The sequence below is a fragment of the Actinokineospora sp. NPDC051303 genome, assembly GCF_055586285.1.
Window position 1 is genome coordinate 26,592 of the sequence record NZ_JBVJIN010000044.1, and the last position, 22,950, is coordinate 49,541.

The 22,950-nt window shown below is 72.5% G+C and carries 23 protein-coding genes; 15 read left to right on the forward strand and 8 right to left on the reverse strand.

All coding sequences use genetic code 11. The features are described 5' to 3' along the window. Positions 1–99 precede the first annotated feature (99 nt). Both ACZ6SD_RS26170 and ACZ6SD_RS26175 read left to right on the forward strand, forming a co-directional pair. The gene (locus tag ACZ6SD_RS26170) at positions 100–663 is read left to right on the forward strand and encodes a ribonuclease FAU-1 family protein (RefSeq protein ID WP_465319640.1); all 564 of its coding nucleotides are present in this window, start codon (positions 100–102) and stop codon (positions 661–663) included. A gap of 143 nt (positions 664–806) precedes the next feature. Next, positions 807–1,325: a DUF402 domain-containing protein gene (locus ACZ6SD_RS26175; RefSeq protein WP_465319641.1), complete on the forward strand. Its 519-nt coding sequence runs from the start codon at positions 807–809 to the stop codon at positions 1,323–1,325. On the opposite strand, the gene coaE is transcribed toward ACZ6SD_RS26175, so the two are convergent. Then, positions 1,322–2,491, reverse strand: coding sequence for a dephospho-CoA kinase (gene coaE / locus ACZ6SD_RS26180; protein WP_465319662.1), 1,170 nt, complete (start codon positions 2,489–2,491; stop codon positions 1,322–1,324). The two genes, ACZ6SD_RS26175 and coaE, sit on opposite strands and share 4 nt — an antisense overlap. Before the next feature lie 139 nt (positions 2,492–2,630). Here coaE and ACZ6SD_RS26185 point away from each other — a divergent pair, with 139 nt between their 5' ends. Both ACZ6SD_RS26185 and ACZ6SD_RS26190 read left to right on the forward strand, forming a co-directional pair. Then, on the forward strand, positions 2,631–2,861 hold the full coding sequence (locus ACZ6SD_RS26185; RefSeq protein ID WP_465319642.1) for a hypothetical protein: 231 nt from the start codon (positions 2,631–2,633) through the stop codon (positions 2,859–2,861). 186 nt (positions 2,862–3,047) lie between these two features. Then, the gene (locus ACZ6SD_RS26190; RefSeq protein WP_465319643.1) at positions 3,048–3,539 is read left to right on the forward strand and encodes a hypothetical protein; all 492 of its coding nucleotides are present in this window, start codon (positions 3,048–3,050) and stop codon (positions 3,537–3,539) included. Between the two features lie 151 nt (positions 3,540–3,690). On the opposite strand, the gene rpsA is transcribed toward ACZ6SD_RS26190, so the two are convergent. Beyond that, positions 3,691–5,199: a 30S ribosomal protein S1 gene (gene rpsA, locus ACZ6SD_RS26195; RefSeq protein ID WP_091447636.1), complete on the reverse strand. Its 1,509-nt coding sequence runs from the start codon at positions 5,197–5,199 to the stop codon at positions 3,691–3,693. Between the two features lie 266 nt (positions 5,200–5,465). On the opposite strand from rpsA, the gene ACZ6SD_RS26200 reads away from it, so the two are divergent. Beyond that, entirely contained in the window at positions 5,466–6,290 is an 825-nt protein-coding gene (locus ACZ6SD_RS26200) for a class I SAM-dependent methyltransferase (protein ID WP_465319644.1), read from the forward strand. Then, positions 6,287–7,207: a GNAT family N-acetyltransferase gene (locus ACZ6SD_RS26205; RefSeq protein WP_465319645.1), complete on the forward strand. Its 921-nt coding sequence runs from the start codon at positions 6,287–6,289 to the stop codon at positions 7,205–7,207. Before ACZ6SD_RS26200 ends, ACZ6SD_RS26205 begins: the two co-directional genes overlap by 4 nt. Positions 7,208–7,237: 30 nt before the next feature. Here ACZ6SD_RS26205 and ACZ6SD_RS26210 read toward each other — a convergent pair whose 3' ends face one another. Then, the gene (locus ACZ6SD_RS26210) at positions 7,238–7,525 is read right to left on the reverse strand and encodes a hypothetical protein (RefSeq protein WP_465319646.1); all 288 of its coding nucleotides are present in this window, start codon (positions 7,523–7,525) and stop codon (positions 7,238–7,240) included. A gap of 131 nt (positions 7,526–7,656) precedes the next feature. Between ACZ6SD_RS26210 and ACZ6SD_RS26215 the strand changes: the two genes are divergently transcribed. Genes ACZ6SD_RS26215 through ACZ6SD_RS26225 form a run of 3 tightly spaced genes read left to right on the forward strand, consistent with a single transcriptional unit; the run spans position 7,657 to position 10,898 of the window. Further along, positions 7,657–8,295 carry a hypothetical protein gene (locus tag ACZ6SD_RS26215; RefSeq protein WP_465319647.1) on the forward strand — a complete coding sequence of 213 codons (639 nt, stop codon included), beginning with the start codon at positions 7,657–7,659 and terminating at the stop codon, positions 8,293–8,295. 30 nt (positions 8,296–8,325) lie between these two features. Continuing rightward, entirely contained in the window at positions 8,326–10,305 is a 1,980-nt protein-coding gene (locus tag ACZ6SD_RS26220) for a YhgE/Pip family protein (protein WP_465319648.1), read from the forward strand. Beyond that, entirely contained in the window at positions 10,302–10,898 is a 597-nt protein-coding gene (locus ACZ6SD_RS26225) for a TetR/AcrR family transcriptional regulator (RefSeq protein ID WP_465319649.1), read from the forward strand. Before ACZ6SD_RS26220 ends, ACZ6SD_RS26225 begins: the two co-directional genes overlap by 4 nt. A gap of 96 nt (positions 10,899–10,994) precedes the next feature. Here the strand turns inward: ACZ6SD_RS26225 and ACZ6SD_RS26230 are convergent, their stop codons facing one another. Further along, positions 10,995–11,654, reverse strand: a complete 660-nt coding sequence (locus ACZ6SD_RS26230) for an O-methyltransferase (protein WP_465319650.1) — start codon at positions 11,652–11,654, stop codon at positions 10,995–10,997. Positions 11,655–12,216: 562 nt separating this feature from the next. Here ACZ6SD_RS26230 and ACZ6SD_RS26235 point away from each other — a divergent pair. The 6 genes from ACZ6SD_RS26235 to ACZ6SD_RS26260 are packed head-to-tail and all read left to right on the forward strand — an operon-like array spanning position 12,217 to position 20,241. After that, on the forward strand, positions 12,217–12,918 hold the full coding sequence (locus ACZ6SD_RS26235) for a glycosyltransferase (RefSeq protein ID WP_465319651.1): 702 nt from the start codon (positions 12,217–12,219) through the stop codon (positions 12,916–12,918). Continuing rightward, positions 12,915–14,330 carry a glycosyltransferase family 4 protein gene (locus ACZ6SD_RS26240; RefSeq protein WP_465319652.1) on the forward strand — a complete coding sequence of 472 codons (1,416 nt, stop codon included), beginning with the start codon at positions 12,915–12,917 and terminating at the stop codon, positions 14,328–14,330. Before ACZ6SD_RS26235 ends, ACZ6SD_RS26240 begins: the two co-directional genes overlap by 4 nt. Then, on the forward strand, positions 14,327–16,840 hold the full coding sequence (locus ACZ6SD_RS26245) for a glycosyltransferase (protein ID WP_465319653.1): 2,514 nt from the start codon (positions 14,327–14,329) through the stop codon (positions 16,838–16,840). The genes ACZ6SD_RS26240 and ACZ6SD_RS26245 overlap by 4 nt, the downstream gene beginning before the upstream one ends. After that, positions 16,824–17,597 carry a phytanoyl-CoA dioxygenase family protein gene (locus ACZ6SD_RS26250; RefSeq protein ID WP_465319654.1) on the forward strand — a complete coding sequence of 258 codons (774 nt, stop codon included), beginning with the start codon at positions 16,824–16,826 and terminating at the stop codon, positions 17,595–17,597. The genes ACZ6SD_RS26245 and ACZ6SD_RS26250 overlap by 17 nt, the downstream gene beginning before the upstream one ends. After that, complete coding sequence (locus ACZ6SD_RS26255; protein WP_465319655.1) at positions 17,591–18,667, forward strand: polysaccharide pyruvyl transferase family protein; 1,077 nt, start codon at positions 17,591–17,593, stop codon at positions 18,665–18,667. The genes ACZ6SD_RS26250 and ACZ6SD_RS26255 overlap by 7 nt, the downstream gene beginning before the upstream one ends. Beyond that, the gene (locus ACZ6SD_RS26260; RefSeq protein ID WP_465319656.1) at positions 18,664–20,241 is read left to right on the forward strand and encodes an ArnT family glycosyltransferase; all 1,578 of its coding nucleotides are present in this window, start codon (positions 18,664–18,666) and stop codon (positions 20,239–20,241) included. The genes ACZ6SD_RS26255 and ACZ6SD_RS26260 overlap by 4 nt, the downstream gene beginning before the upstream one ends. On the opposite strand, the gene ACZ6SD_RS26265 is transcribed toward ACZ6SD_RS26260, so the two are convergent. The 4 genes from ACZ6SD_RS26265 to bluB all read right to left on the reverse strand — a co-directional run bounded on the left by ACZ6SD_RS26265 (position 20,211) and on the right by bluB (position 22,766). Then, positions 20,211–20,642, reverse strand: a complete 432-nt coding sequence (locus ACZ6SD_RS26265; protein ID WP_465319657.1) for a hypothetical protein — start codon at positions 20,640–20,642, stop codon at positions 20,211–20,213. The two genes, ACZ6SD_RS26260 and ACZ6SD_RS26265, sit on opposite strands and share 31 nt — an antisense overlap. Continuing rightward, positions 20,639–21,430 carry an SDR family oxidoreductase gene (locus tag ACZ6SD_RS26270; protein ID WP_465319658.1) on the reverse strand — a complete coding sequence of 264 codons (792 nt, stop codon included), beginning with the start codon at positions 21,428–21,430 and terminating at the stop codon, positions 20,639–20,641. Before ACZ6SD_RS26270 ends, ACZ6SD_RS26265 begins: the two co-directional genes overlap by 4 nt. A gap of 128 nt (positions 21,431–21,558) precedes the next feature. Continuing rightward, positions 21,559–22,098 (reverse strand): Rossmann-fold NAD(P)-binding domain-containing protein, encoded by a 540-nt coding sequence (locus ACZ6SD_RS26275; RefSeq protein ID WP_465319660.1) that lies wholly within the window; start codon positions 22,096–22,098, stop codon positions 21,559–21,561. Positions 22,099–22,136: 38 nt separating this feature from the next. Continuing rightward, positions 22,137–22,766 carry a 5,6-dimethylbenzimidazole synthase gene (gene bluB / locus ACZ6SD_RS26280; RefSeq protein ID WP_465319661.1) on the reverse strand — a complete coding sequence of 210 codons (630 nt, stop codon included), beginning with the start codon at positions 22,764–22,766 and terminating at the stop codon, positions 22,137–22,139. Positions 22,767–22,950 lie beyond the last annotated feature (184 nt).

The window sequence follows — 22,950 nt, forward strand, 5'->3', positions numbered from 1 at the left end:
CGGGTCGGCGCCGGAGCCTAGCGGGATTCACCCGTTCAGTTGACGAAAACACGCCACAAAGGCTGGGCTCAGGTCGGGGTGAGTGGGCACGATGTCGGCATGGCCGCGAACTTCCCGGTACCCGTCCCGACCGCCCGCCGCGACGACACCCACCACGAGGTGCACTCGCCCAAGGTGGAGGTGTTCGACGTCGCCGCGATGACCAACACGGACCCGAAGGGGTACGTGCGCAAGGTCGACCGGTACCGGGAGACCGAGCACGGGCTCTACATGGCCCGGCCGGTCAAGGGCCACCAGCGGATCGCCTACTTCGAGTCGCTGCTGCTGCCCGAGCAGGGGCTGCGGGTGTCCAAGTGGCGTGGGCGGCCGGGCGTCGACCTCGGCCACGATTTCTATGTCGACGTCGTGGACGTGACCGACGGCCCGGTGTGGCGCACCGTCGACCTCTACCTCGACGTGCTCGTGCGCACCGGCCGCGACCTGCGGGTCGAGGACTCCGACGAGTTGCTGGCCGCGTTCCGGGCCGGGCTGATCGACTTCGGCGCGACGCTGCGGGCGATGGAGCGCGCGCACCGCGCGGTAGACGGGATCGCGCGCGCGGGCTACGACGTCGACCAGTGGCTGGCGGGTCTCGGAATCCCGGCTCCGTGGCTGATTCGTTAGCGGAATGTGCGGGATCAACTCAACCCGAGGACTCGCGAAGGTGACTATATTCACCTGAAAGATACCTTCGCGGTGACGACTCGTGACATAACGAATCAGCTCTGGTGATCACTGAGAGCACGTCCGCGACTACCCTCAGCCCCGTGGGCACGGTCATAACGCCGCAGCTGGTCGACATTGTCGACACGGTCGCCGCGGTACGCAGCTTCTCCTCCGGGATGACCCGGACGCTCCGCGTTTGCCAGGTGGAACGCTGGGGTCTCCGCATGGAGTGCCCCACGCCGGAGGACCCGTTCTACGACTCCGAGGTCACCTGGCTGTTGCCGCACCTCAACCTGCGGCTCACCCAGCAGAAGCCGCGCTCTCGGCACGCCCGGGGCGGCCCGAGCGTGCTCAGCGCCGCCCGGGTGATGCGGGACGGCCGCTACTGGCGCACGACCGACCTGCTGCTCGGGCTGGCCGCGCCGGGCGGGGCCGCCGCGCGGATCGTGCGGTCCGAGGAGTTCGCCGCCGCCGTCGCGGGCCAGGTGCTGCGCGTCGGCGACGCCGACCTCGCGCTGTCCACGGTGCACAAGACCCTCGAAGAACTCAGCCGGTTCCGGCACGACCTGTCGTCGTGGCTGGCCTTCAAGCACATCTTCGAGGTCTGGCCGCCCTACTAGAGCCGCCAGCCGGTTCCCGCCGCCCACTGCTCGGCGCGCGGGACGGCGCCCGCGAACCACGGCTCCTTGGCCGTGCCGTACTCGGGGATGTTCGCGAAGTCCCCCGCGAGCCCGCGCTTGACCCGCTCGTACTCCTGCCGGGCGACCGAATCGCCGCGCAGCCAGTCCCGGAACAGCAGGGTGAGCCGGGCGAACGGCGAGTCCTGCTGACGGATGTGGACGTTGGCCCACCGCCCCGGGTCGGCGCTGACGTGGGTGCGCTTGGGGTGCGGCTTGATGTCCGGCGGGTGCGGGGTGTCCTCGTCGAAACCGGGCAGGCGGGGGAAACCCGCCGCGGCGAGCGGTCCGTCGAGGGAGAAGTCCAGGGCCGGGACCACGATCTGGAAGTCGAGGACGTCCTTGGCGGCCAGCCACGGGACCGCCGTCGAGCCGACGTGGTCGATGCGCAGCACCTTGTCGCCGGTGACCAGCCGCAGCCGGGCGAGAATCCGCTCGGCCTGCGCGGGCCAGGTCGGGTCGGGCGCGACGATGCGGGGCGCGCCGCGGTCGACGTGCCGGTGCAGGCGGACGTTGGACTCGAACCGGACGAGTCGATCGGCCCAGAGCGTGTCGACCGCGGCCTGCACCTGGTCGCGCGGGCCGCTGTTGTCCAGCCAGACATCGGCCACGGCGCGGCGCTGCTCGTCGGTGGCCTGCGCGGCGATCCGGGCGCGGGCATCGTCCTCAGCCAGACCGCGGGAGTGCACCAGCCGGTGGACCCGGGTCTCCACGGGCGCGTCGACCACGATCACCAGGTGGTAGAGCGCGGCCATCCTGTTCTCCACCAGCAGCGGCACGTCGTGCACCACCACCGCGTCCTCGGGCGCCTCGGCCAGCAGTTCCGCGGTCCGGGCGGCGACCCGGGGGTGCACGATCGAGTTGAGCCGCAGCCGGGAAGCCTCGTCGGAGAAGGCGATCGCGGCGAGCTTGGCCCGGTCCAGCGCCCGGTCGGCGAGAATGCCCACGCCGAACGCCTCGACCAGCTCGGCCAGTCCCTCGGTGCCGGGCTCCACGACCTGCCGGGCGATCACGTCGGCGTCGATGACCAGCGCGCCGTGCTCGGCCAGCCGTGTGGCCACTGTGGACTTTCCCGACCCGATCCCGCCCGTGAGGCCGATGCGCAACATGATCGGCATTCTTCCAGCCATCGTCCGATCGCGACCGAACAGTTACCTCTTGTGGGTGATGACACGCCGCGACGTTCCCCGGGTTTCTCGCCTTTAGTGGCTACGGTGTCGCCAGCCAACCACCCAAGCGGAGGAATCGATGCACGACATTCGGCACCAGGGAAGGCACCGGCTCGGTTCGCCGGGCCTGGTGCACTGCATCGAGCATCGGCCGGTGGCCGACGCGCTCGCCGAGTACCGCCGAACCTGGTGGTCCGCCATCCTGGTGCCCGCCCGGCACAGCCTCGCGGGGCTGCGCAGGCGCGCCGCCGCCGCCGCGGCCGAACGCGCGTGGGCCCCGACGGTCCGCCGCGTCGCCACCGCGAGCTGACCACAGCGCTTTACGGCTGTCACCGAGCGTTTCTTACTGGGCCGTGTCCACGGGACGCGCCCAGCATCAGTGTGTCCTTGCGCGCCCCTGACTCGTTCCCGTGCTGTCGCCCGAAGGCGTCGGCGGGACCAGAACGCCCGACGTAAACGGGCTGACATGCCCTCGCACGCGATGCAACATGGGGCCGTGAACACGCAAACCGCGCTGTCGAACGCGCGCGAGGTTGTCGCTCTGTGGTACGTCGATCAGCGCGGCGCGGCTGACATCGTCTACGCGGCGTGCGATCTGCTGGTGGCCGGATTCGATGGCTCAGCGCTGCGGATGCTGGCTGCCGCCTCGATTCGGCATGCTGAGGACGAGGTCCCCGACCTGCTGGAACCAGCCTTGCACGAGGTTGGGCTTCCCTACCACGCGAGGAGCACCGCCGCCGCGGGCACAGCCGGGCTGATAGCCATGGCCTCGCAAGTTCTGCGCGACTCGATCACGCCCAGGTATTTGGCGGCATGGACGCACAACACCTTCGGTCACACCGGGCTTGAGCTCGCTGAACATCTCGCTCAACTGGACGATGTCTACGACATGCTGAAGTACACGGACATGACCCGAGAGGAAGTCGACGCCCAAGTCAGGGCAGAAGCGCGACGAATCACCGAACTCGGCGCTGTCGCATCCCCCTAGGCCCGGCCGCAACCGCGCGACCGGCGTCCGACTGGACGATTGGGGGCACCACCCAGGAAGTGCCCCAAGACATTCGCGAAGCCGAGCCCTGGACAGGCCGAAGGCCCCGCACCGGAGTGCGGGGCCTTCGGATGTTCTCGCTGGGGCTAAATCACACGCCGCCCGACAGCTTCTCGCGGAGCGCGGCGAGCTGCTCGTCGCTGGCGAGGGTGCCGCCGCTCTGGGCGGGCTTCTCGGCTCCGGCGGAGGAGTAGCTCTGCTCGCCACCGGCGCCGGTGGTCGCACCCGGGACAGCGCCCTCGGCCTCGGCGGCGGCGTCCGCCTCCGCGGCCTTGACGATCTGCTTCATGTGCTGCTCGTAGCGGGTGTGCGCCTCGGCGTACTGGCGCTCCCACTCCTCGCGCTGCTTCTCGAAGCCGTCCTGCCACTCCTGGGTGTCCGGGTCGAAGCCCTCGGGGTAGATGTAGTTCCCCTCGGCGTCGTACTCGGCGGCCATGCCGTACTGGGTCGGGTCGAACTCGGTGTCGGGGGTGAAGCCCTCGTTGGCCTGCTTCAGCGACAGCGAGATCCGGCGACGCTCCAGGTCGATGTCGATGACCTTGACCATGACGTCGTTGCCGACCTGCACGACCTGCTCCGGGATCTCCACGTGGCGCTCGGCCAGCTCGGAGATGTGGACCAGGCCCTCGATGCCCTCGTCCACCCGGACGAACGCGCCGAACGGAACCAGCTTGGTGACCTTGCCCGGCACGATCTGGCCGATCGCGTGGGTGCGGGCGAACTGGCGCCACGGGTCTTCCTGCGTCGCCTTGAGCGAGAGCGACACGCGCTCGCGCTCCATGTCGACGTCGAGGACCTCGACGGTGACCTCTTGGCCGACCTCGACAACCTCGGACGGGTGGTCGATGTGCTTCCAGGACAGCTCGGAGACGTGCACGAGGCCGTCCACGCCGCCCAGGTCGACGAAGGCGCCGAAGTTGACGATCGAGGAGACGACGCCCTTGCGGACCTGCCCCTTCTGGAGCTGGTTGAGGAACTCGCTGCGGACCTCGGACTGGGTCTGCTCCAGCCACGCGCGCCGGGAAAGCACCACGTTGTTGCGGTTCTTGTCCAGCTCGATGATCTTCGCCTCAAGCTCGCGGCCCACGTACGGCTGCAGGTCGCGCACGCGGCGCATCTCCACGAGGGACGCGGGGAGGAAGCCGCGCAGACCGATGTCGAGGATGAGACCGCCCTTGACGACCTCGATGACCGTGCCCTTGACCGGCTCGTCCGACTCCTTGAGCGCCTCGATCGTGCCCCAGGCCCGCTCGTACTGAGCGCGCTTCTTGGACAGGATCAGGCGGCCCTCCTTGTCCTCCTTCTGGAGAACGAGGGCCTCGACCTCGTCGCCGACCTTGACGACATCGGCGGGGTCGACATCATGCTTGATCGACAACTCGCGCGAGGGGATGACGCCCTCGGTCTTGTAGCCGATGTCGAGCAGGACCTCGTCCCGGTCGACCTTGACGATCGTGCCCTCAACGATGTCGCCGTCGTTGAAGTACTTGATCGTCGCGTCGATCGCGGCGAAGAACTCCTCCTCCGTCCCGATGTCGTTGATGGCGACCTGCTGCTTCGGCGCGGACGCAGCCGGGACAATGGTGGTGTCGGTGGACATTAGGTAGGTGGCTCCGGTACGGATTGGGGTCGTTGGGCTTATCCAGTTCTGGGCGCGGCAGGATCTTCTCGCCGACGGACACCCAGAAGAACAGGAAACCCAGACACCGCCAACGCCGCGCGACCTGTGGCGATTCCCAGCGGTCAGAAACCCAGGTCGGCGCGATACCACTGCGCGGATGTATCCTACGCGGCCCCGCGAGAGCCGGGCAAACCCGGGGGTACCTCGTGCTGCCGCCGCACCGGCCCGGCTGACAGGATGGCGGCGTGTCGAGCAGCACCAGTGCGGAGAAGACTCTCGGAACCACGGCGGTGGCGCGGGTCGAGGTGGGGTCGAGGGAGTCCGTCGCGGCGAACATCGCCTGGTGGGACGCCGACGCGGACGACTACCACGCCGAGCACGGCGACTTCCTCGGCGTGAGCGACTTCGTGTGGTGCCCGGAGCGGCTGCGCGAGGAGGACGCCCGCCTGCTCGGCGACGTCGCGGGCCGGGAGGTCCTGGAGGTCGGCTGCGGGTCGGCGCCGTGCGCGCGGTGGCTGGCCGAGCGCGGCGCGCGGGTGGTCGGGCTCGACCTGTCGACCGGCATGCTGCGCTACGCGGCCGCGGCCAACCTGGCGACCGGGGTGGCGGTGCCGCTGGTGCGGGCCAACGCCGAGCGGCTGCCGTTCGCGGCCGGGTCGTTCGACCTGGCCTGCTCGGCGTTCGGCGCGGTGCCCTTCGTCGCCGACGTCGGCGCGGTGTTCCGGGAGGTGGCGCGGGTGCTGCGGCCGGGCGGGACGTGGACGTTCGCCGTCACCCACCCGATGCGGTGGATCTTCCCGGACGACCCGGGCCCGGACGGGCTGCGGGTGACCTCGTCCTATTTCGACCGGACCCCGTACGTCGAGGTGGACGCGGCGGGCACGCCGACCTACGTCGAGCACCACCGCACGCTGGGCGACTACGTGCGGGCGCTGAGCGCGGCTGGCTTCGAGCTGTTCGACCTGGTCGAGCCGGAGTGGCCGGAGGGGCACACCCAGGAGTGGGGCCAGTGGAGCCCGCTGCGCGGCGCGCTGTTCCCCGGGACCGCGATCTTCCGCTGCCGCCGGTGACCGCCGGGCTGCTGCGGGCGCAGACGGCCCGGTTCGCCGGGCTCGACCCGCTGCTGCCCGCCGCGGTGGAGCCGCCGCCCGGCGACCTGCTGACCGCCGACCTGCCCGGCGGCGACCGGGTCGCGGGCGTGCTCACCCGCACGGCGCTGGCTCCGGGGACCCCGCAGACGCTGTGGTCGGCGACGGAGGTGTGGGAGCTGCACCCGCTGCTCGGCGCGGCGGGCGGCGCGGGCATGGACGCGCTGCTGCGGCGCTGGCCCACGGTGCTGGCCCGGGTCTTCCCCGCGCGGGACTCCGCCTGCGTGGTCAACTGGCCCAGCCGCGACACCGAGGCCACCGCGGCGCTGCTGGCGCACGGCATGGTGCCGCTGTCGGTGCTGGCCGTGCGGCCACCGCTGCCCGCTGATCGGCCGGACCGCCCGGCCGCGGGCGTCCGGGTGCGGGCGGCGGGCCTGGCGGACCTGGACGAGCTGGTGGCCTCGGCGATGGCCGAGGTCGAGTACTCCTCCCAAGTCGGCGGCGCGATCCTGCGGGCCGGGGCAGCGGACATCAAGCGCGACGCGCTGCTGCGGCACCTGGAGCAGGGCGACCCGGTGTGGCTGGCCGAGCGGGACGGCGAGGTCGTCGGCCACGCGGAGGGCTGGCACACCGACTCGACGCCCGGGTCGTGGGCCGAGACCCGGGTGCGGCACGGCCGCTGGGGATATGTGAACTGCCTGTCGGTGGCGCCGTCGGCGCGCGGCACCGGCGTCGGGCGGGCGCTGATGGACGTCGTGCACGCCGAGCTGGCGGGCCCGGCGGGCTCGTTTCTCTACTACAACCCGCCGAACCCGCTGTCGCCGGTGTTCTGGGCGCGGCAGGGTTACCGGCCGCTGTGGACGGTCTGGGAGATCCGCCCGGCGGGCGCCCTGCGCTGAGCCGCCGTTTAGATCCTGTCGAGCCAGGGCCTAGAGCAGGTCCGCGCTGATCAGCGCCTGTAGCGCGCCCAGCGCGGCGACGACGGCGGCGGCGATCCGCCAGTGTGTCGCCCGGTCGGCCTCGGTCTCCCATTTCATGGCCATGGCCCACCCGATCGAGATCGCCGCCACGCCCGCGATGACGCCGCCGATGTTGAGGCGGTTGTCCACGGTGACCTGGCCGTTGACGACCACGGTCTGGGAGATGCCGAGGAAGAAGACGTAGGGAAGCAACGCGCACACGAGTCCGGCGGCCAACAGTTTCACCTGTCTGTTCACGGGCCTCTGATGGCGGTGACCGCCGGGCAGTTCCCTCCATCGGGTCACGGAGATCACTCCGTGACCGGTTGCGTGCGGCGCTCATCAGGCGCAGCCTTTGTACTGACCGGTCAGTACAAAGGAGGTGGCGCATGGAGGTTCACGCGGACCGGGTGGCGGTCATGGGCGCGCACGGTCCCCTCTTGGCCGCGACGTCGCTGCGGGTGGGCTCGGGTGAGCTGGCGGTCGTCGCGGGTGAGCCGAACGACGGGCACACTGCCTTCGGACTGGCGCTGACCGGCCGGATCTCGCCGTCGTCCGGGTCGGTCAGCCCGGACGCGGCGACGCTGCGCGCGCACGCGGTCCTGGTCGACTCCCCCGCGGTGACCGCGCCCGAGCCGAACCTGCGGACCGCCGACGTGGTGGCCGAGGAACTGGCGCTGGCGGGCGCGCGGCCCCGGCGCGCCGCCGTCGACCGGGTGCTGGAGACGCACGGGCTGAGCCCGGACGTCCGGTTCGAGACGGTGCCCGCCGCCGCCCGGGTCGCCCTGCTGACCGGGCTCGCCGCCGCGCGGCCCGGCGTGGCGCTGCTGGTGCTCGACACCCCCGACCGGCACAGCGGCGATCCCGGGGACTGGTGGCCGACCGCGCTCGCCCAGGCCGAGGCGGGCCGCGCCGTCGTCGTGCTGTGCGGCGCCGCGGCGGCCCACCGGCTCCCGCTGACCCCGGCCCGGCTCGGCGAGTCGGACCAGCCCGCCCCGCTGGCGACCCTGCTTCCGTTGGAGAACTGACATGAGCAACCTTGCGGGCACGGTGGCCCGATGAGCGTCCTGCGCCTGGCGCGCAACGAGTTCCGCCGGATCAGCTCCGGCACGATGCCCAAACTCGCGGTGCTGGCCTTGGTCCTGGTGCCGCTGCTCTACGGGTCGATGTACCTCTACGCCAACGCCGACCCCTACGACCGGCTCGACCGGATTCCAGCGGCGCTGGTCGTGGCCGACACCGGCGTCACCACAGCGGACGGAACCCGGCTCGACGCGGGCCGCAAGGTCGCGGGCAATCTGCGGGACTCCGGGGCGTTCGACTGGCACGAGGTCGACGCCGCCGAGGCCGAGGCTGGCGTGCGGGACGGCCGCTACACCTTCTCAATGACGCTGCCCGAGGACTTCTCCTCGGCCCTGGCCTCCAGCGGGGAGTTCGCCCCGCGCCAGGGATTCATCACCGTGACCACCAACGACGCGAACAACTACCTGGTCGGCACCATCGCCGACCGGGTGGTCAGCGAGGTCCGCAAGGCGGTCGCGGCGGAGGTGGGCGCCGAGGCCGCGGAGAGGTTCCTGGTCGGCTTCGGCACCGTCTACGAGCGCACCCGCCAGGCCGCGGACGGCGCGACCCGGCTCGCGGACGGCGCGGGCCAGGCGAACGCGGGCGCGGCCGAACTCGCGGGTGGCCAGCGCAGGCTGCTCGACGGCGCGACCCGGCTCGCCGATGGCGCCGCGACGGCGGCGACCGGCGCGGGCGAGCTGTCCACCGGGCTCGGCACGCTGCGGGAGAAGACCGCGAACCTTCCCGGGCAGACCGCGGCGCTGGCCGATGGCGCGCGGCAGGTCGCCACCGGCAACGAGCGGGTGGCCAAGACCGGTGAAGAGGTGGCGGGCGCGGCGCAGGGTCTGGTCGACCGGCTCGACGGCGTGGCCGAGCAGGTCGCCGTTCGGCTACGCGCGGCGGGTGTGCCCGAGGACCAGATCACCGCGATCCAGAGCGAATTGGGCACCCTGCGGGCCCCGGTCGACCAGGCCAACACCCGCGTGCGCGACGCGGCGACCCAGTTGCGCGCCCTGGCCGATGGGTCGGCGAAGGTGGCGGACGGCGCGAGCACGCTGGCCGCGGCGACGCCCGCGCTCACCGACGGCATCGCCAAGGCCGCCGAGGGTGGCCGCGATCTGGCCGAGGGCACGGTTCGGCTGCGGGACGGGGCGATCGAGGTGCGCGACGGCGAGCGCGCCGCCGTCGAGGGAACCGACAAGCTGGCGGCGGGGACGAAGACGCTGGCCGACGGCAGCGTCCAGCTCCGCGACGGGCTCACGTCGGGCCTCAACCAGATCCCGCACCCCGACGACGCGACCCGCGACGCCACCGCCCGCACCATCGGCGACCCGGTGGCGGTGCGGACCATCGGGGAGAACAGCGCGGGCAGCTACGGCGCCGGGCTGGCCCCGTTCTTCCTCGGCCTGGCCGCCTGGATCGGCGCGTTCGTGCTGTTCCTGCTGGTGCGGCCGCTGTCGGCGCGGGCTCTGGCCGCCGGGCACCCGGCGGCGCGCACCGCGCTCGCGGGCTGGCTGACCCCGGCGCTGCTCGGGGTCGCGCAGGTCGTGGTGATGTTCGCGGCGGTGACGACGCTGATCGGCATCCATCCGGCGCGGCCGGTGGCGACGCTGGGCTTCCTGGTGCTGACCTCGCTGGCGTTCGTGGCGATCGTGCACGCGCTCAACGCCGCCCTCGGCCCGGCCGGGAAGTTCGTCGCCCTGGTCGTGCTGATCCTCCAGCTCATCAGCGCGGGCGGCACGTTCCCCTGGCAGACCCTCCCGGACGCGCTGATCCCGCTGCACCAGGTGCTGCCGATGGGCTATGTGGTCGACGGTCTGCGGCATCTGCTCTACGGTGGGTCGCTTTCGGGGCTGGGCGTCGACATCGGCGTGCTGGTCGCTTACCTGATCGGGGGGCTCGTGGTGTCGACGGTCGCGGCGCGCAGGCAGCGGGTGTGGACCGCGGCCCGGCTGAAGCCGGAGCTGGTCCTGTGACTCCTCGGAGCCCGAAGTCCGGCGGCGCCAAGCAGAAGTTGTTCGACGCGACGCTGCGGCTCGCGGGCACCCGCGGCATGGCGGGGCTCACCGTGGACGAGATCGCCGCGGCGGCTGGGGTCGCCAAGGGCACGGTGTACTACAACTTCGGCAGCAAGGACGGCCTGATCGACGCGCTGCTGCGGCACGGGGTCGACCTGCTCGCCGACCGGCTGCGCGCGGCCGAGGACGCGGGCGACACGATGGACACGCTGGCCGCGCTGGTGGACGGGATGCTCGGGTTCTTCGCCGAGTACCCGACGTTCGCGCAGCTGCTGGTCAGCGAGCTGTGGCGGACGCCGGGGCAGTGGCAGCAGACGCTGGCGCTGCTGCGGGAGCAGGTCACCGCGATCATCCGCGCCCAGGTGGGGCGGCTCGCCGACGCGGGCCTGCTGCCCGAGGGCGTGCCGGTGCCGACCGCGTCGGCCGCGTTGTTCGGCACGGTGCTCGTGGTGGCGCTGGACTGGCAGGTGTTCCACCCGGAGCAGAGCCGCGCCGAGGTCCGTGACTCGGTGCTGATGCTGATGCGCGGCCTGCGCGGCGGCGGCCCGTAGCGCGCGCTCGACGCAGAACGGGGGCCGCGCGTCAGTGGGAATGTGCGATCAGGCTGTGGTCGCAAGCTGTGCGTTCCGGCGGATGGGTCGGTGAAATCACACTGTGGGGTCGCCGAGGAAGCGGCCGACGCCCCAGGCTCGGTCCCCCGGCTCCTTGACCTCGTCGACGGCCACGCCGTCGACGTAGTACTCGACCGGCTCGATGAGGCCGAGGTCGACCGCCTCCTGCCAGGCCTGGTACGGGCCGACGCCCCAGGGGTACCAGGGGATCAGGTCGTCGGTGACGACGATCGCGCCGGGGACGGCGATGCGGCGCGCGTTGCGGGTGTCGGCCGCGGCGACCTCGTAGTCGTGGCCGCCGTCGATGAACACGAGGTCCGCGGCTTCGCGCATTGTCTTCAGATAGCGGGGCAGGGTCTCGACGGAGTTTCCGACCACCAACTCGTGCCTGCCCGGGTAGTTCGCGTCGATGAACTCCTTGGCGAGTTCGACCGAACGGCGGTTGTCCAACTCGAACGACACCACCCGGGTTTCCGGTGCGCTTTCCAGGAATGCCAGGCTGGAGAAACCGACGTTGAAGCCGATTTCGGCGACAACCCTGGACTTCGACGTCCGGGCGAGTTCCCGCAGATACAGCGCCTGCGCGACGCTGGCGCCGCCTTCGTGAACCGGAGCGCCGCGTTCCCGGACATACCCGTAGACCTGCCACATCAGAGTCTCGATATCGCTCATGACTTCGTCGGGTCTGCTTTCCACGGCGCCATCCTTTTCCTGAAGTCCACAAGTCAAGGTGGCACAACTTACCGGAATTGAACCACTGCGGATACGTCCGACCATGACAATCGGCGACCCGACCCTGGCTCACCATCCGACATATTTCGCGGCCGCACGGGAAAAACGATCTTGCCGCATACCGTCTCACCTCCGGTTTCGCGGGTGTCGCCCGCGAGCGCCGGGGAGCGCTCTCGACGCGCCGGACACGGCCTCTACCAGACCTCGACCACCCGCGCCGAGGTTTTGACCATAATCTTGCCAACCGCACAATGCGTTTCGGCGGATCATGTCCACCAGGCAAACAAATGAAGGATGGCTCATTTTCCGGCGCGACAACACGCCGTCCGTAGGTAACAGAAGATTTACCCCGAGTCTCTAGAGTTCACCCGGAAGTGTCATAAGGTCGAGTCGCTGACGCTCTACGACCGTGAGCGGCACTCGCAGGGGGAAAGCAGTGATCAACGCCAGCAGTCCCGTCATGTCCACTGTACCGGCGCGCGTTCAGCCACACCGCGCGCGGGTTTGGCGGCCACGGCGCTCCGCGGTGGACATCGAAGTCGTCATACCGGCGTTCAACGAGGCGAGACGGCTGCGTGAATCCCTGCTGGCCACCGCGCGATATCTCGCGAGCGTGCCGTGGTCGTCGCGAATCGTGGTCGTGGACAACGGCAGCGCGGACGCCACCGCCCGGGTCGCGCGCGCGGTCATGGCCGAGTCGCGGGTGCCGATCACGGTCATCGGCTGCGCGATCGCGGGCAAGGGCGCCGCGGTCCGGCGCGGGATGATGACGAGTTCGGCGCGGTTCGTCGGCTTCGTGGACGCCGACCTGGCCACGCCCATCGACACGCTCGGCGCCGCGGTGCGGCTGCTGGAGAACGGCGCGACCGCGGTCATCGGCTCCCGGTACGCGGCGGGCGCGGCGATTGTGCGCAAGCAGCCCCTGACCCGCCGGATCGGCGGCGCGGCGTTTCGCGCGCTCACCGCGCGGATGGTGCCCGGCGTGTCCGACACTCAGTGCGGGTTCAAGTTCTTCGAGCGGGCCGCCGTGCAGCACGCGCTGTCGACCTGCGAGGTCACCGGATTCGCTTTCGACGTCGAACTGCTGCGCGGGGTGCGCGCCGCGGGCGGCACGGTTGTGGAACTCCCGGTGGCCTGGACCGACGACGCCCGGTCGAGTTTCCGCCCGCTGCGCGACGGCCTGCCCGCGTTCCGGGCCGCGGTCAAGTTGCTGGCGGCTGGGGCGTGAGCGGGCTGGACGCGCTGCGCGGGCGCTCGGTGCTGGTGCTGAACTGGCGCGACGTGCGGCACCCGCAGGCGGGCGGCGCCGAGTTGTACGCCCACCAGATCGCCAAGCGCTGGGTCGCGGCCGGGGTCAAGGTCACCTGGCTGACCTCGCGGCCGCCCGGCGCGGCCAAGCGCGAGGTCATCGACGGCATCCAGATCCTGCGCCGAGGCGGGACGTTCTCGGTCTACGCCGCGGCGGCCGCGTCGATGCTGCGCTTCGGCTCGCTGTTCGACGCGGTGGTCGACTGCCAGAACGGCATCCCGTTCTTCGCCCCGGTCTTCATGCGGCCGTCCGCCGCGGTCGTGCAGGTCGTGCACCACGTGCACCAGGAGCAGTTCGGCGTGCACTTCGGCAAGCCGATGGCGGTCGTCGGGCGGTTCCTGGAGGGCCCGATGAGCAGGCGGGTCTACGGCGACCGCGCGACCGTCGCGGTGTCGCCGTCCACCCGCAGGGACATGCGGAACCGGCTCGGGATGCGCGGGCCGGTCTTCGTGGTGCCCAACGGCAACGAGCCCCCGGCGCACCGGTCCGGTCCGCGCGATCCGGACCCGACGGTGGTGCTGGTCAGCCGCCTGGTGGCGCACAAGCGGGTGGACCGCCTGCTCCGCGCGCTGCCCAAGGTCCTGGCCGAGGTCCCGAACCTGCGCGTGGAGATCATCGGCGACGGTGTGGAGCGGCGGAAGCTGGAACTGCTCGCCGGTGAGCTGGACCTGCGCGGCTCGGTGCGCTTCCGGGGCAGGCTGGGCGACGCGCAGCGCGACGAGCTGATCCAGCGGGCGTGGCTGACCACCTCGACCTCGCAGGGCGAGGGCTGGGGCTGCACGGTGCTGGAGGCCGCCCGCTTCGGCGTGCCGTGCCTGGCGATCGCCGCCGCGGGCATCGACGACTCGGTCCGCCACGACCGCACCGGGTGGGTCGTGCCCGCCGAGGACGGGCTCGCCGAGGCGATGATCGAGGCGATCACCCGGCTATCCGACGACAAGACCGCGGCCCGCTTCTCCGACGACTGCCGCGCGTGGGCGGCGGCGTTCACCTGGGATCGCAGCGCCGAGTTGCTCGCCGCCGTGGTCGCGGCGGAGATCGGGCGGCGGACCGGGCCGAGGGCCAACCGCCGCCGCGCGCGGTCGGATCTGGCCACCGCGGTGCGGTTCCGGGTGCCCCGGGACGTGCCGCCGCCGCGCGGGCGGCTGACCGACCAGGTCGTGGTGGCGGGCGAGTTCGGCGGCGCGCTGCTGCACGGCTGCGACGAACTCGACGCGGAAGCGGTGCTGGCCAGGTGGAACGTGGAGCCGGTGAGCATCGAGCTCGCCGGTGAGGAGCAGTTGCTGACCGGGGTGCGCACGCCAGCGGTGCCCGCGGCGGAACCCGCGTGACGGCGGTCGCCGACACCCCGCTCGCCCGCGCGGGCACGCAGGTGGCCGGGGCGACGCTGGTGGTCAGCCTGGTCAGCTACGCCTATGGGCTGGTGCTGGCCCACCTGCTCGACGGCGCGCAGTTCGCGGTGTTCGCCGCGGGCCAGACGCTGCTGCTGCTCGCCGGGACGGCCGCGGCCGCCGCGGTCCCGTGGGCGCTGGCCAAGGCTGTGCGGGCGCACCCGCCCGGGTCGGCGCAGCGGCGGTCGGCGATGGCGTACGCGCTGAGCCTGAGTGTGGTGGGCGCGGTGCCCGCCGCCGCGCTACTCGGCGGGGTCACCGCCCTCTACGCCGCCCCGCCCGCGGCGCTGACCACCGCGGCAGCGGCGGCGGCGATCGTGGTGTCCGGCTGCGCTGTCGGCTGGCTGCAAGGTGAGCAGCGGTTCGCCCGGCTCGCCGGGCTGCGGGTGGCCGAGGTCGCGGTCCGGGTCGCCGCTGGCGCGATGGCGGTCGCCGCCGGGCTGGGGGCGGCGGGAGCGCTGGGCGGGTTCCTGCTCGGGTCGGCCGTGTTGTTCGTCGGCGGGCTGGCCGCGGTGTCCGGCGGGCGCCGGGCCTGGGCGGACCTGACCTGGGCGCCCGCGACGCTGCGCGAGCGCGCGCGGTGGACCGAGACCGCGGGCCTGACGACCGCGCAGGCGCTGCTAGGTGTGTTCACCGCGACCGACATCGTGCTCGCGCCGGTGCTCGCCGGGGCGGGCGGCGCGACGGCGGGTTTCCAGCTCGCCGGGACGCTGGGCCGCGCGCCGCTGTTCGTGGCGACCGCGTTGGCGGTGGTGGTGTTTCCCCGGCTGGCCCGGCCGGGCGGGGCGGGCGCGCTGCGGGAGACGGCGGCGACGTACGGCTGGCTGGGGCTGCCGCTCGCGGTGCTGCTCGCCACCGCGCCCGACCCGGTGCTGGGCCTGGTGGTCCCTGCCCACCTGCCGGACGTGGGGCGGTCGCTGCCGTTCACCGCGGTCGCGGGGCTGGCCTACGGCGTGGTCGCGCTCCTGGTGACCGCGCTCCAAGCCGACAGCGCTTTCCGGCGCGCGGCGACGGTGTTGGGCGCGGCGATCGGGCTGCTGGTCTGCGGTCTGCTGACGGGCTGGCTGCTGGGTGGTGTGCCCGGCCTGGCCGCGGGGACCGGCGTGGGCGCGGTGGCCGCCGCGCTGTTGGCCGTGCGGCTGACGCCGCTGCCGTCGTGGACCCTGCTCGCGGCGACCGGGCCGGTCGTGGCCGCGGCCGTGGCGACGCCGGTGCTTCTGGTGAGCCGATCGTGGCCGCCCGGGTGGCTTGCCGTCGCTGTCCTTTTCGGACTGTTCGCGCTGTGGCGGGTGCGGGCGGCGCGGCGGCGGGCGCCGCGACCGGGCGAGCGGCTTCGGGTGCTGCATCTCGGGTTTGAGGACCCGGCCCTGCCCGGGTCCGGCGGCGGCGCGGTGCGCACGCACGAGATGAACCGCAGGCTCGCGGGCAGCCACGACATCACCGTGCTCACCACCCGCTGGCCGGGGTGCGTCGACCGGGTCGAGGACGGCGTGCGCTACGAGCACGTCGGCCTGGGCAGCGGGCGCACGTATCTCGGGCGGATCGCGGGCTACGCCTTGGTGCTGCCGTTCGTGGCCCGGCGGTATCCGGCGGACTTGGTGGTGGAGGACTTCTTCGCGCCGATCTCGACCATGGGCGCTCCATTGTGGACCGGCAGGCCGACGATCGGTTTGGTGCAGTGGCTCAACGCCAGGGAGAAGTCTCGGCAGTACAAGCTGCCGTTCTTCCTGGTCGAGCGGGCGGGTGTGCGCGTCCACCGGCGGCTCGTGGCCGTCTCCGACGGCATCGCGGACCGGTTGCGGGGCATGAACCGCGCGGCGCGCGTCGACGTCGTGGGCAACGGCGTGGACCCGGCCGCGTTCGAGGTCTCCGTGCCGCGCGGGCCGGACGTGGTGTTCGTCGGCAGGCTGGAGATCGCGCAGAAGGGCTTGGACCTGCTGGTGGCCGCCTTCGCCGCCGCGGCGGACGGGCTGCCCGGCGACCTGGTGCTGGCGGGCACCGGCCCCGACGAGCGCGAACTCCGCGCGCTGGCCGAGAAACTGGGCGTCGCCAACCGGGTGCGGTTCCCCGGCTGGGTGTCCGGAGTGGACAAATACCGGCTGTTCGGGGCGGCGGCGGTGGTCGCGGTCCCGTCCCGGTTCGAGACGTTCGGGATCGTCGCGGTCGAGGCCGCGGCGGCCGGGAGCCCGGTGGTGGCCTTCGACATCCCGTGCCTGCGCGAGGTCGTGCCGGACGGAGTCGGCGTGCGGGTCCCCGCTTTCGACACCGCCGCGCTGAGCCGGGCGCTCACCGAGATCGCCACAGATTCCAGCCGGGCGGACCGGATGGGCAGGCGCGGGCGCGAGTTCGCCCGCAGGTACTCGTGGGACCGGCTGGCGCGGCTCCAGGAAAACGCTTACCTGGCCGCGGTCCGGGAGTGGCAGGAGGCCGACGATGCCGGTGATCGCTGAGCAGGCGTGCCAGTCCCTGTGGAACGAAGGATTCCTCACGCTGCCCACGTTGTTCTCCGCCCAGGAGGTCCGCGAGGTCGAGAGGGAACTGGACGCGCTGTTCGACCGCTTCGCCACCCTGCCGCCCGCGAGCGTGCTCGACCTCGGCGGCACGGCTGGTGAGTTCGGCCACGACGTGCCGGAGATCCTCTACCCGTCGGTCCTGTCCCCCGCGCTACGCCGGACCGCGGTGTTCCGGCGCAGCCTGCGCTTGGCCCGGCAGGTGTTCGGCCCGGGCACGTGGTTCCGGTTCGACCACAGCATCCGCAAGCCGCCGCGCTGCGGCTACGAGACCGTCTGGCACCAGGACCGCGTGCACAAGCGTTCCCGGCTGCCCGAGCGGCGGCTGAACGTGTGGATCCCCACCGCACCGGTGGGAGTCGCCGACGGCTGCATGCGGTACGTTCCGCGCAGCCACCTCGCCGGGGTGCTGCCGCACGCGGCGGTGCCCGAGCGGCGCGGCGCGCTGCGCGCGGTCGACGTCAACGAAGAGTCCGCTGTGGACTGTCCGCTGCCCGTGGGCGGCGCGGCGCTGCACCTGTTCGAGACCGTGCACAGCGCCCACCCCAACCGCGGCGAGCGGCCGAGAACGGCCTGGATACTCCAGTTCAGCCAGCCCCGCACGCGGGTGCCCGCGGCGGGCCTGCTGCACCAGGCGATCCATATCGGACAGACCAGGAACTGGCGCAGGGCCAGGAAAGGAGCACCCGAGTGCTGACCGACCCGGACGCGATCGTGCGCGCCCAGCTGGCCGGACTCGGCAACCGACGCGCCCGCGGCAGGCGGGCGGCCCGGGTGTTGGTGGTCGGCAACTTCGGCAACGGCAACACCGGCGACGAGGCGCTGCTCGCCCGCGCGCTGGTGGAACTGCCGCGCGGCACGGAAGTGAGCGTGCTCTCGCGCAACCCCCGGCTGGTCGAGTGGACCCACGGCGTGCCGTCCCGGCCGATGACCGCGCTGTCGTTCGCCGCTGGCCTGCGCTGGTCGGACGCGGTGCTCGTGGTCGGCGGCGGCATGTTCGGCGCCGGGCTGCCGCCGCTGGTCCGGCTGCTGCCCTGGGTGGTCGACGCGGCCAAGGCCGCCGGCCGGGACACCGTCTACCTGGCGATCGGCGCGTACCCGGGGATGCCGCCCGCGGTGGCCCGGCGGCTGCGGGCAGCCGCGGCCGAACTGGGCCGGGTCACCGTGCGCGACCGGCTGTCCGTCGAGACCCTCGGCTCTGCCGTGCCCAACGTCGGCGACCTGGCGCTGCGGCTGCGCCCCGAGCCGCCCGAGCACGCCGCCCGCGCGCTGGCAGGCGCGGGCGTGGACACCTCGGCCCCGCTGCTCCTGTTGTCCCTCAAGGCGTTGCCGGACCCGGCGAAGATGGCCGCGCTGGCCGACACGTGCCTGCTGGCCGCCCGCCGGTGGCGCGAGCGCGGCGGGGTCGTCGCCGCGCTGGCCCTGTCGACCCACGCCGACTACGGGCTCGGCCTCGCCCGCCGCGACGCCGTCCTCGCCGCCGAGCTGGCCGACCGGCTCGGCGCCCCGCTGCCGGTGGTCGGCCCGCAGCTTCCGCCCGCCCTGGCCAAGGCCGTGGTCGGGCGCGCGGCGGGCGTGCTCGGCCTGCGCCTGCACGCGATGGTCTTCGCCGTCGGCTCCGGCGTCCGGTGCGCGGGCTTCGCCTGGGAGGAGAAGACCCGCGCGTTCCTGGCCGAGGCCGACCACGCCACCATCCTCGACCCCGAGACCCCTGCCTCGGTCACCGACTGGGTGGACGCGACCATCGTGGCGGTGTCGGCGGCGTGACCGTGACCGACCGGACCGACCGGACTGAGCCAACCGGCCGGACCACCGCGTTTTCGTGGACTCGCGGCAGACTCGCGCTGGCGGGCGGCCTGCTGGTCGCGCTGGCGCTGGGGCTGCGGATCTGGGGCCTGGCCACGGCGAACGAGCTGTTCATTGACGAGATCACCTACTCCCGGCTGGCGCTGTCGGTCAGCCGGGGCGAGTGGCCCAACCTCGCGGGCGCCCCGTTCTACCTGCACCCGCCGCTGACGTTCTGGCTCAACGGCGGCGTGGTCGAGCTGTTCGGCCTGTCACCGGACCCGACCACGCTCGTCTTCCAGCTCCGCTGGGTCAACGCGCTGCTGGGCGCGGTGGTCGTCGCGCTGGCGTACCTGGTGCTGCTGCGCACGACCCGCCCGGTGGTGGCGGTGGTGGGCGCGGCCGTTCTCGCCGCCGACCCGTTCGTGCTGCGCAACGACAGCCGGGTCATGCTGGAGACGCCCGCGTTCGCGCTGATCCTGGCCGGGTGGCTGTGCCTGCTGGTCGCCCTGGACAAGCCAGGCGGGACCGCGCGCCGCGCGCTGCTCGCCGCGGGCGGGGCGCTGATCGGGTTCGCGATCCTGGCCAAGGACGTGGCGTTCGTGCCGGGACTGCTGCCGGTGGTCCTGGCCGTCCTCTGGCGGCGCACGCTGGCGCCGCGCACGGCCGCGGTGGTGGTCGGCGCGGGGGTCCTGCCGTACCTGGGCTATGTGACCGCGCTGGCCCTGTCCGGTCGCTTCCCGGGGTGGTGGCAGGCCAAGATCGGCGGACTCCGCAGGATGGCCGGGCTCGACCAGATCACCGGGTTCAACGCGCCCAACGCGCCGAGCCTGCTGGACACGCTGCTCAGCCAGCTCAGCCGGTTCGGCACGTCCTACGCCCTGCTCGGGATCGCGGTGCCCGCCGGGCTGCTGGCGCTGCGCTCGGCGCGGGCCGACCGCAGGCTCCTCGGACTGGTCGCCTCGGTCATGGGCCTGCTCGGGCTGTTCGCGTTCGGGTTCGGCACGCTCGAAGAGCAGATGGGCTACTTCGTGGTGGTGCCCGGCGTGCTCGCGTTCGCCGTCGCCTACGTCGAGCCGCCCGGCTGGCTCCACCGGCTGCGGCCCGTGCTCGCCGCCACGGCGGCCGTCGTCCTGGTCGCCGGGCTGGCGCTGGCCGCGCACGCGCGCGGGGTCCAGGACAACGGCTACCAGCAGGCCAGGGAGTACCTGGACACGAAGCTGCCGCCCGGCGCGCGCGTCGGCCTCACCACGCCCACCGCGCAGTTCGCGCTGCACTCCGGCGAGGGCGCCGACCTGCGGGTCGGCACCTGGGCCTCGCTGGGCGCGCTGCACCGGTTCCGGGCCGAGTACGTGCTGACCCAGAGCCGCCCGCTGAGCCTGGGCTACGGCTACGCCTCCCCCGACCTGCTGCCCTGGCTGGCGGCGCACGCCACCCCGGTGTTCACCACGACCGGGCCGTCCGGCGGCGACACCGTGGTCTGGAAGCTCGACCCGGTGGCGCTCGACGCGGCGGTCCGCGCCGGTCAGGTGATCCCCGAGGTCGTCTCCCCCTGACGGGCGAGCACCAGCAGAGCAGCGGGGATCGCCACGCTCAGGCCGAGGACGACAGTCTGAGCGATGGCGTCCCCGGGCGGGAAGTGCGCCAGGTGGGTGACGTGGAACACCAGATGCGGCACCGCGAACACGAGGCTGGCGGCCAGCGCGGTGCGGACCATCCCGCGCTCCAAGCGCGCCGCCGCGACGCCGAGGACCAGCGCGACGGCGAGGTTCAGCGCCCCGACGTCGCGCATCAGGTGCTCGTTGTACGGCGGGAGCAGCGCCACCCACGGATGCCCGGGCAGCGGGAAGCCGTCGTAGAACACCTTCGGCAGCGCCAACTGCACCACGCCCACCAGTCCCTGTGTGGCGGCGAGGAGAACCAGCCCCGCCCGCAGCCAGCCACGCGCCGCCATCATCGCGCCGTCCGGTACGACACGGCCCGCGGCGCGCGCCGCTCAGCCAGGTACTCCTCGAAGGTGATCTTCCCGAACGGGTTGTCGGTCAGGTTTCCGCCATCCCGGTAGCCGCGGAACACCTTGCCGGGCAAGCGAACCGGCACCACTGGCCGACGCTGCCCGGTCGCCGCGAGAAACGCGCGCGCCAGGTCGCGGGCATCGCGGGTCCGCGGGCCGCCGATGTCGGGAACCCGGCCAAGCGGCTCGCCGAGAGCGAGGTCGACCAGCCGCACCGCCACGTCCCGGGCGTCGATGGGCTGGAAGCGGAAACCGGGCACCGGGAGCACCGGGAGCTTGGCCGCCCCCGCGAACAGGGCGCGCAGCAGGTCGTGGAACTGGGTGGCCCGCAGGATCGTGTGCGGCAGGCCGGATCGCTCAAGCAGCCGCTCGGTCGCCAGCTTCTGCCGGTAGTAGCCCAGCGGTATCCGGTCGACGCCGACGATGGAGATATAGACCAGGCGCGGTGAACCGGCCCGTTTCGCCGCCGCCACCACCGCCTCGGTCGCCGCTTCCTCCTGCCCGCGCCCGAACGCGGTCGCGCAGTGCGCGATCGCGTCGACCTCGGCCACCGCCGCGCCCACACCCTCGCCAGTCAGCAGGTCCGCGACCGCCCACTCGGGCGCGACACTGCCCTCCGGGCGTTGGCGCCTGCTCAGCACCCTCGGCGCGTGGCCGAGATCGAGCAGCCGCCGCACCACCGCCCGGCCGAGCACGCCCGAGCCGCCGGTCACCAGGATTCGTTCACCCACCGGGTCCTCCTTCACCGTCGTGTCACCCAGTAGGACTGGCTAGACCCCCGGAATGTGACAGGGCCGTCCGCCAAGCCGCGGTCAACCAGTTCAGGCAGAGGTTGGCGTGGACCAGTGAGCGGCCGGGATCAGGAGGCGTGGGCGCGGGCCTCGCCGACATGCTGGATGGCGGGCGCGCGACCGGCGAGAGCGCGGCGCAGACCAGCGAGCACCCCGTCGGTGATCTCGTCCGCGGTGAGCCAGCGGGTGCGGCCCGCGTACCGGCGCACCCCCAGAACGACGTGCTGAGTGGGATGGTTGATGAGCACCGTGTCCGGGGCGCCGCGCTGGTCGCCGATGCCGTGCACCTCGACCACCGGGGCGTCCGGGCGCAGCAGCGGCTCGACGGCCCGCATCATCGGCACCCGGCAAGGCCCGTGCGTCCAAGCGATCAGCAGGTCGGCGGGCCCGCCCAGCGCCCGCGCGGCCCGGCGGGCCAGATCGTCCGGCCTGGACCAGTCGGCCTCCACCCACCGGGCGCGGCCAACATCGTCGTCAGGGAGGTCGGTGGCCAGCGGCGCGTAGCGGCGACTGGGGACGACGACATGCCACCCATCGGCCACCAAGGCGGCGGCGCACCCGGCCAACATGCCGGTGCCGCCGAGAACCAGAGCCCGTTTGGTCGCCATGCCCGCCTCCACTTCCGATCAGCCGGGCGACCCCGGCCTCACGCGTCTCTCGGGGTGTAGCGCTCGTGGTGCACGACCTGCTCCAGCGGCATCCGGCTCCGCCAACCGTGCCGTTCCAGATCCGGCACCTCATGCAGCCGCTCGACCGGGCCGAGACAAAGCCAGGCGACCGGGCGGATATGCGCCGGAATACCCAACAGGTCACGCAAATACTCTTCACGATAGAAACTCACCCAGCCCACGCCAAGCCCCTCGGCGGTCGCCGCCAGCCACAGGTTCTGGATGGCCAGGCACACCGAGTACAGACCCGCGTCCGCGATGGAGTGCCTGCCGAGAACAGCGGGCGATCCGCGTTGCGGGTCGTAGGTGACGACGACGGACATGGTGGACTCAAGGATGCCGTCGATCTTGATGCGGTCGAAGGTGGTGGCGCGTTCTCCGGTCAGTTCGGCGGCGAACCGGGCCCGTTCGGTGTGGACGTGGCGGTGGAACTCGGCTCGGGTGCCCGGGTCGCGGACCAGCACGAAGTCCCAGGGCTGCGACATGCCGACGCTGGGAGCCGCGTGCGCTGCGGACAGGACCCGCTGGAGCACATCGTCGTCGATCCCGGCGCCGGTGAACTCGGCCCGCACGTCGCGACGGCGGCCGATGACCTCGTAGACATCCACCGGGTCAGCCTAGATTCATGGCTCTGCGTGCTAGGCGGGGTGGCTGGTTCTGGGGTTGCTCGATGGAGTGGGGGCTGGGTTGCGGTGTTGTCTGCTCGATGGGGTGGAGTGGTTTCTTCGGGGCCCCTACGAAGGAAGATCGCCGTGTGAAAGACGGGTGGGAAGCCTACGGCCTCACACGCGC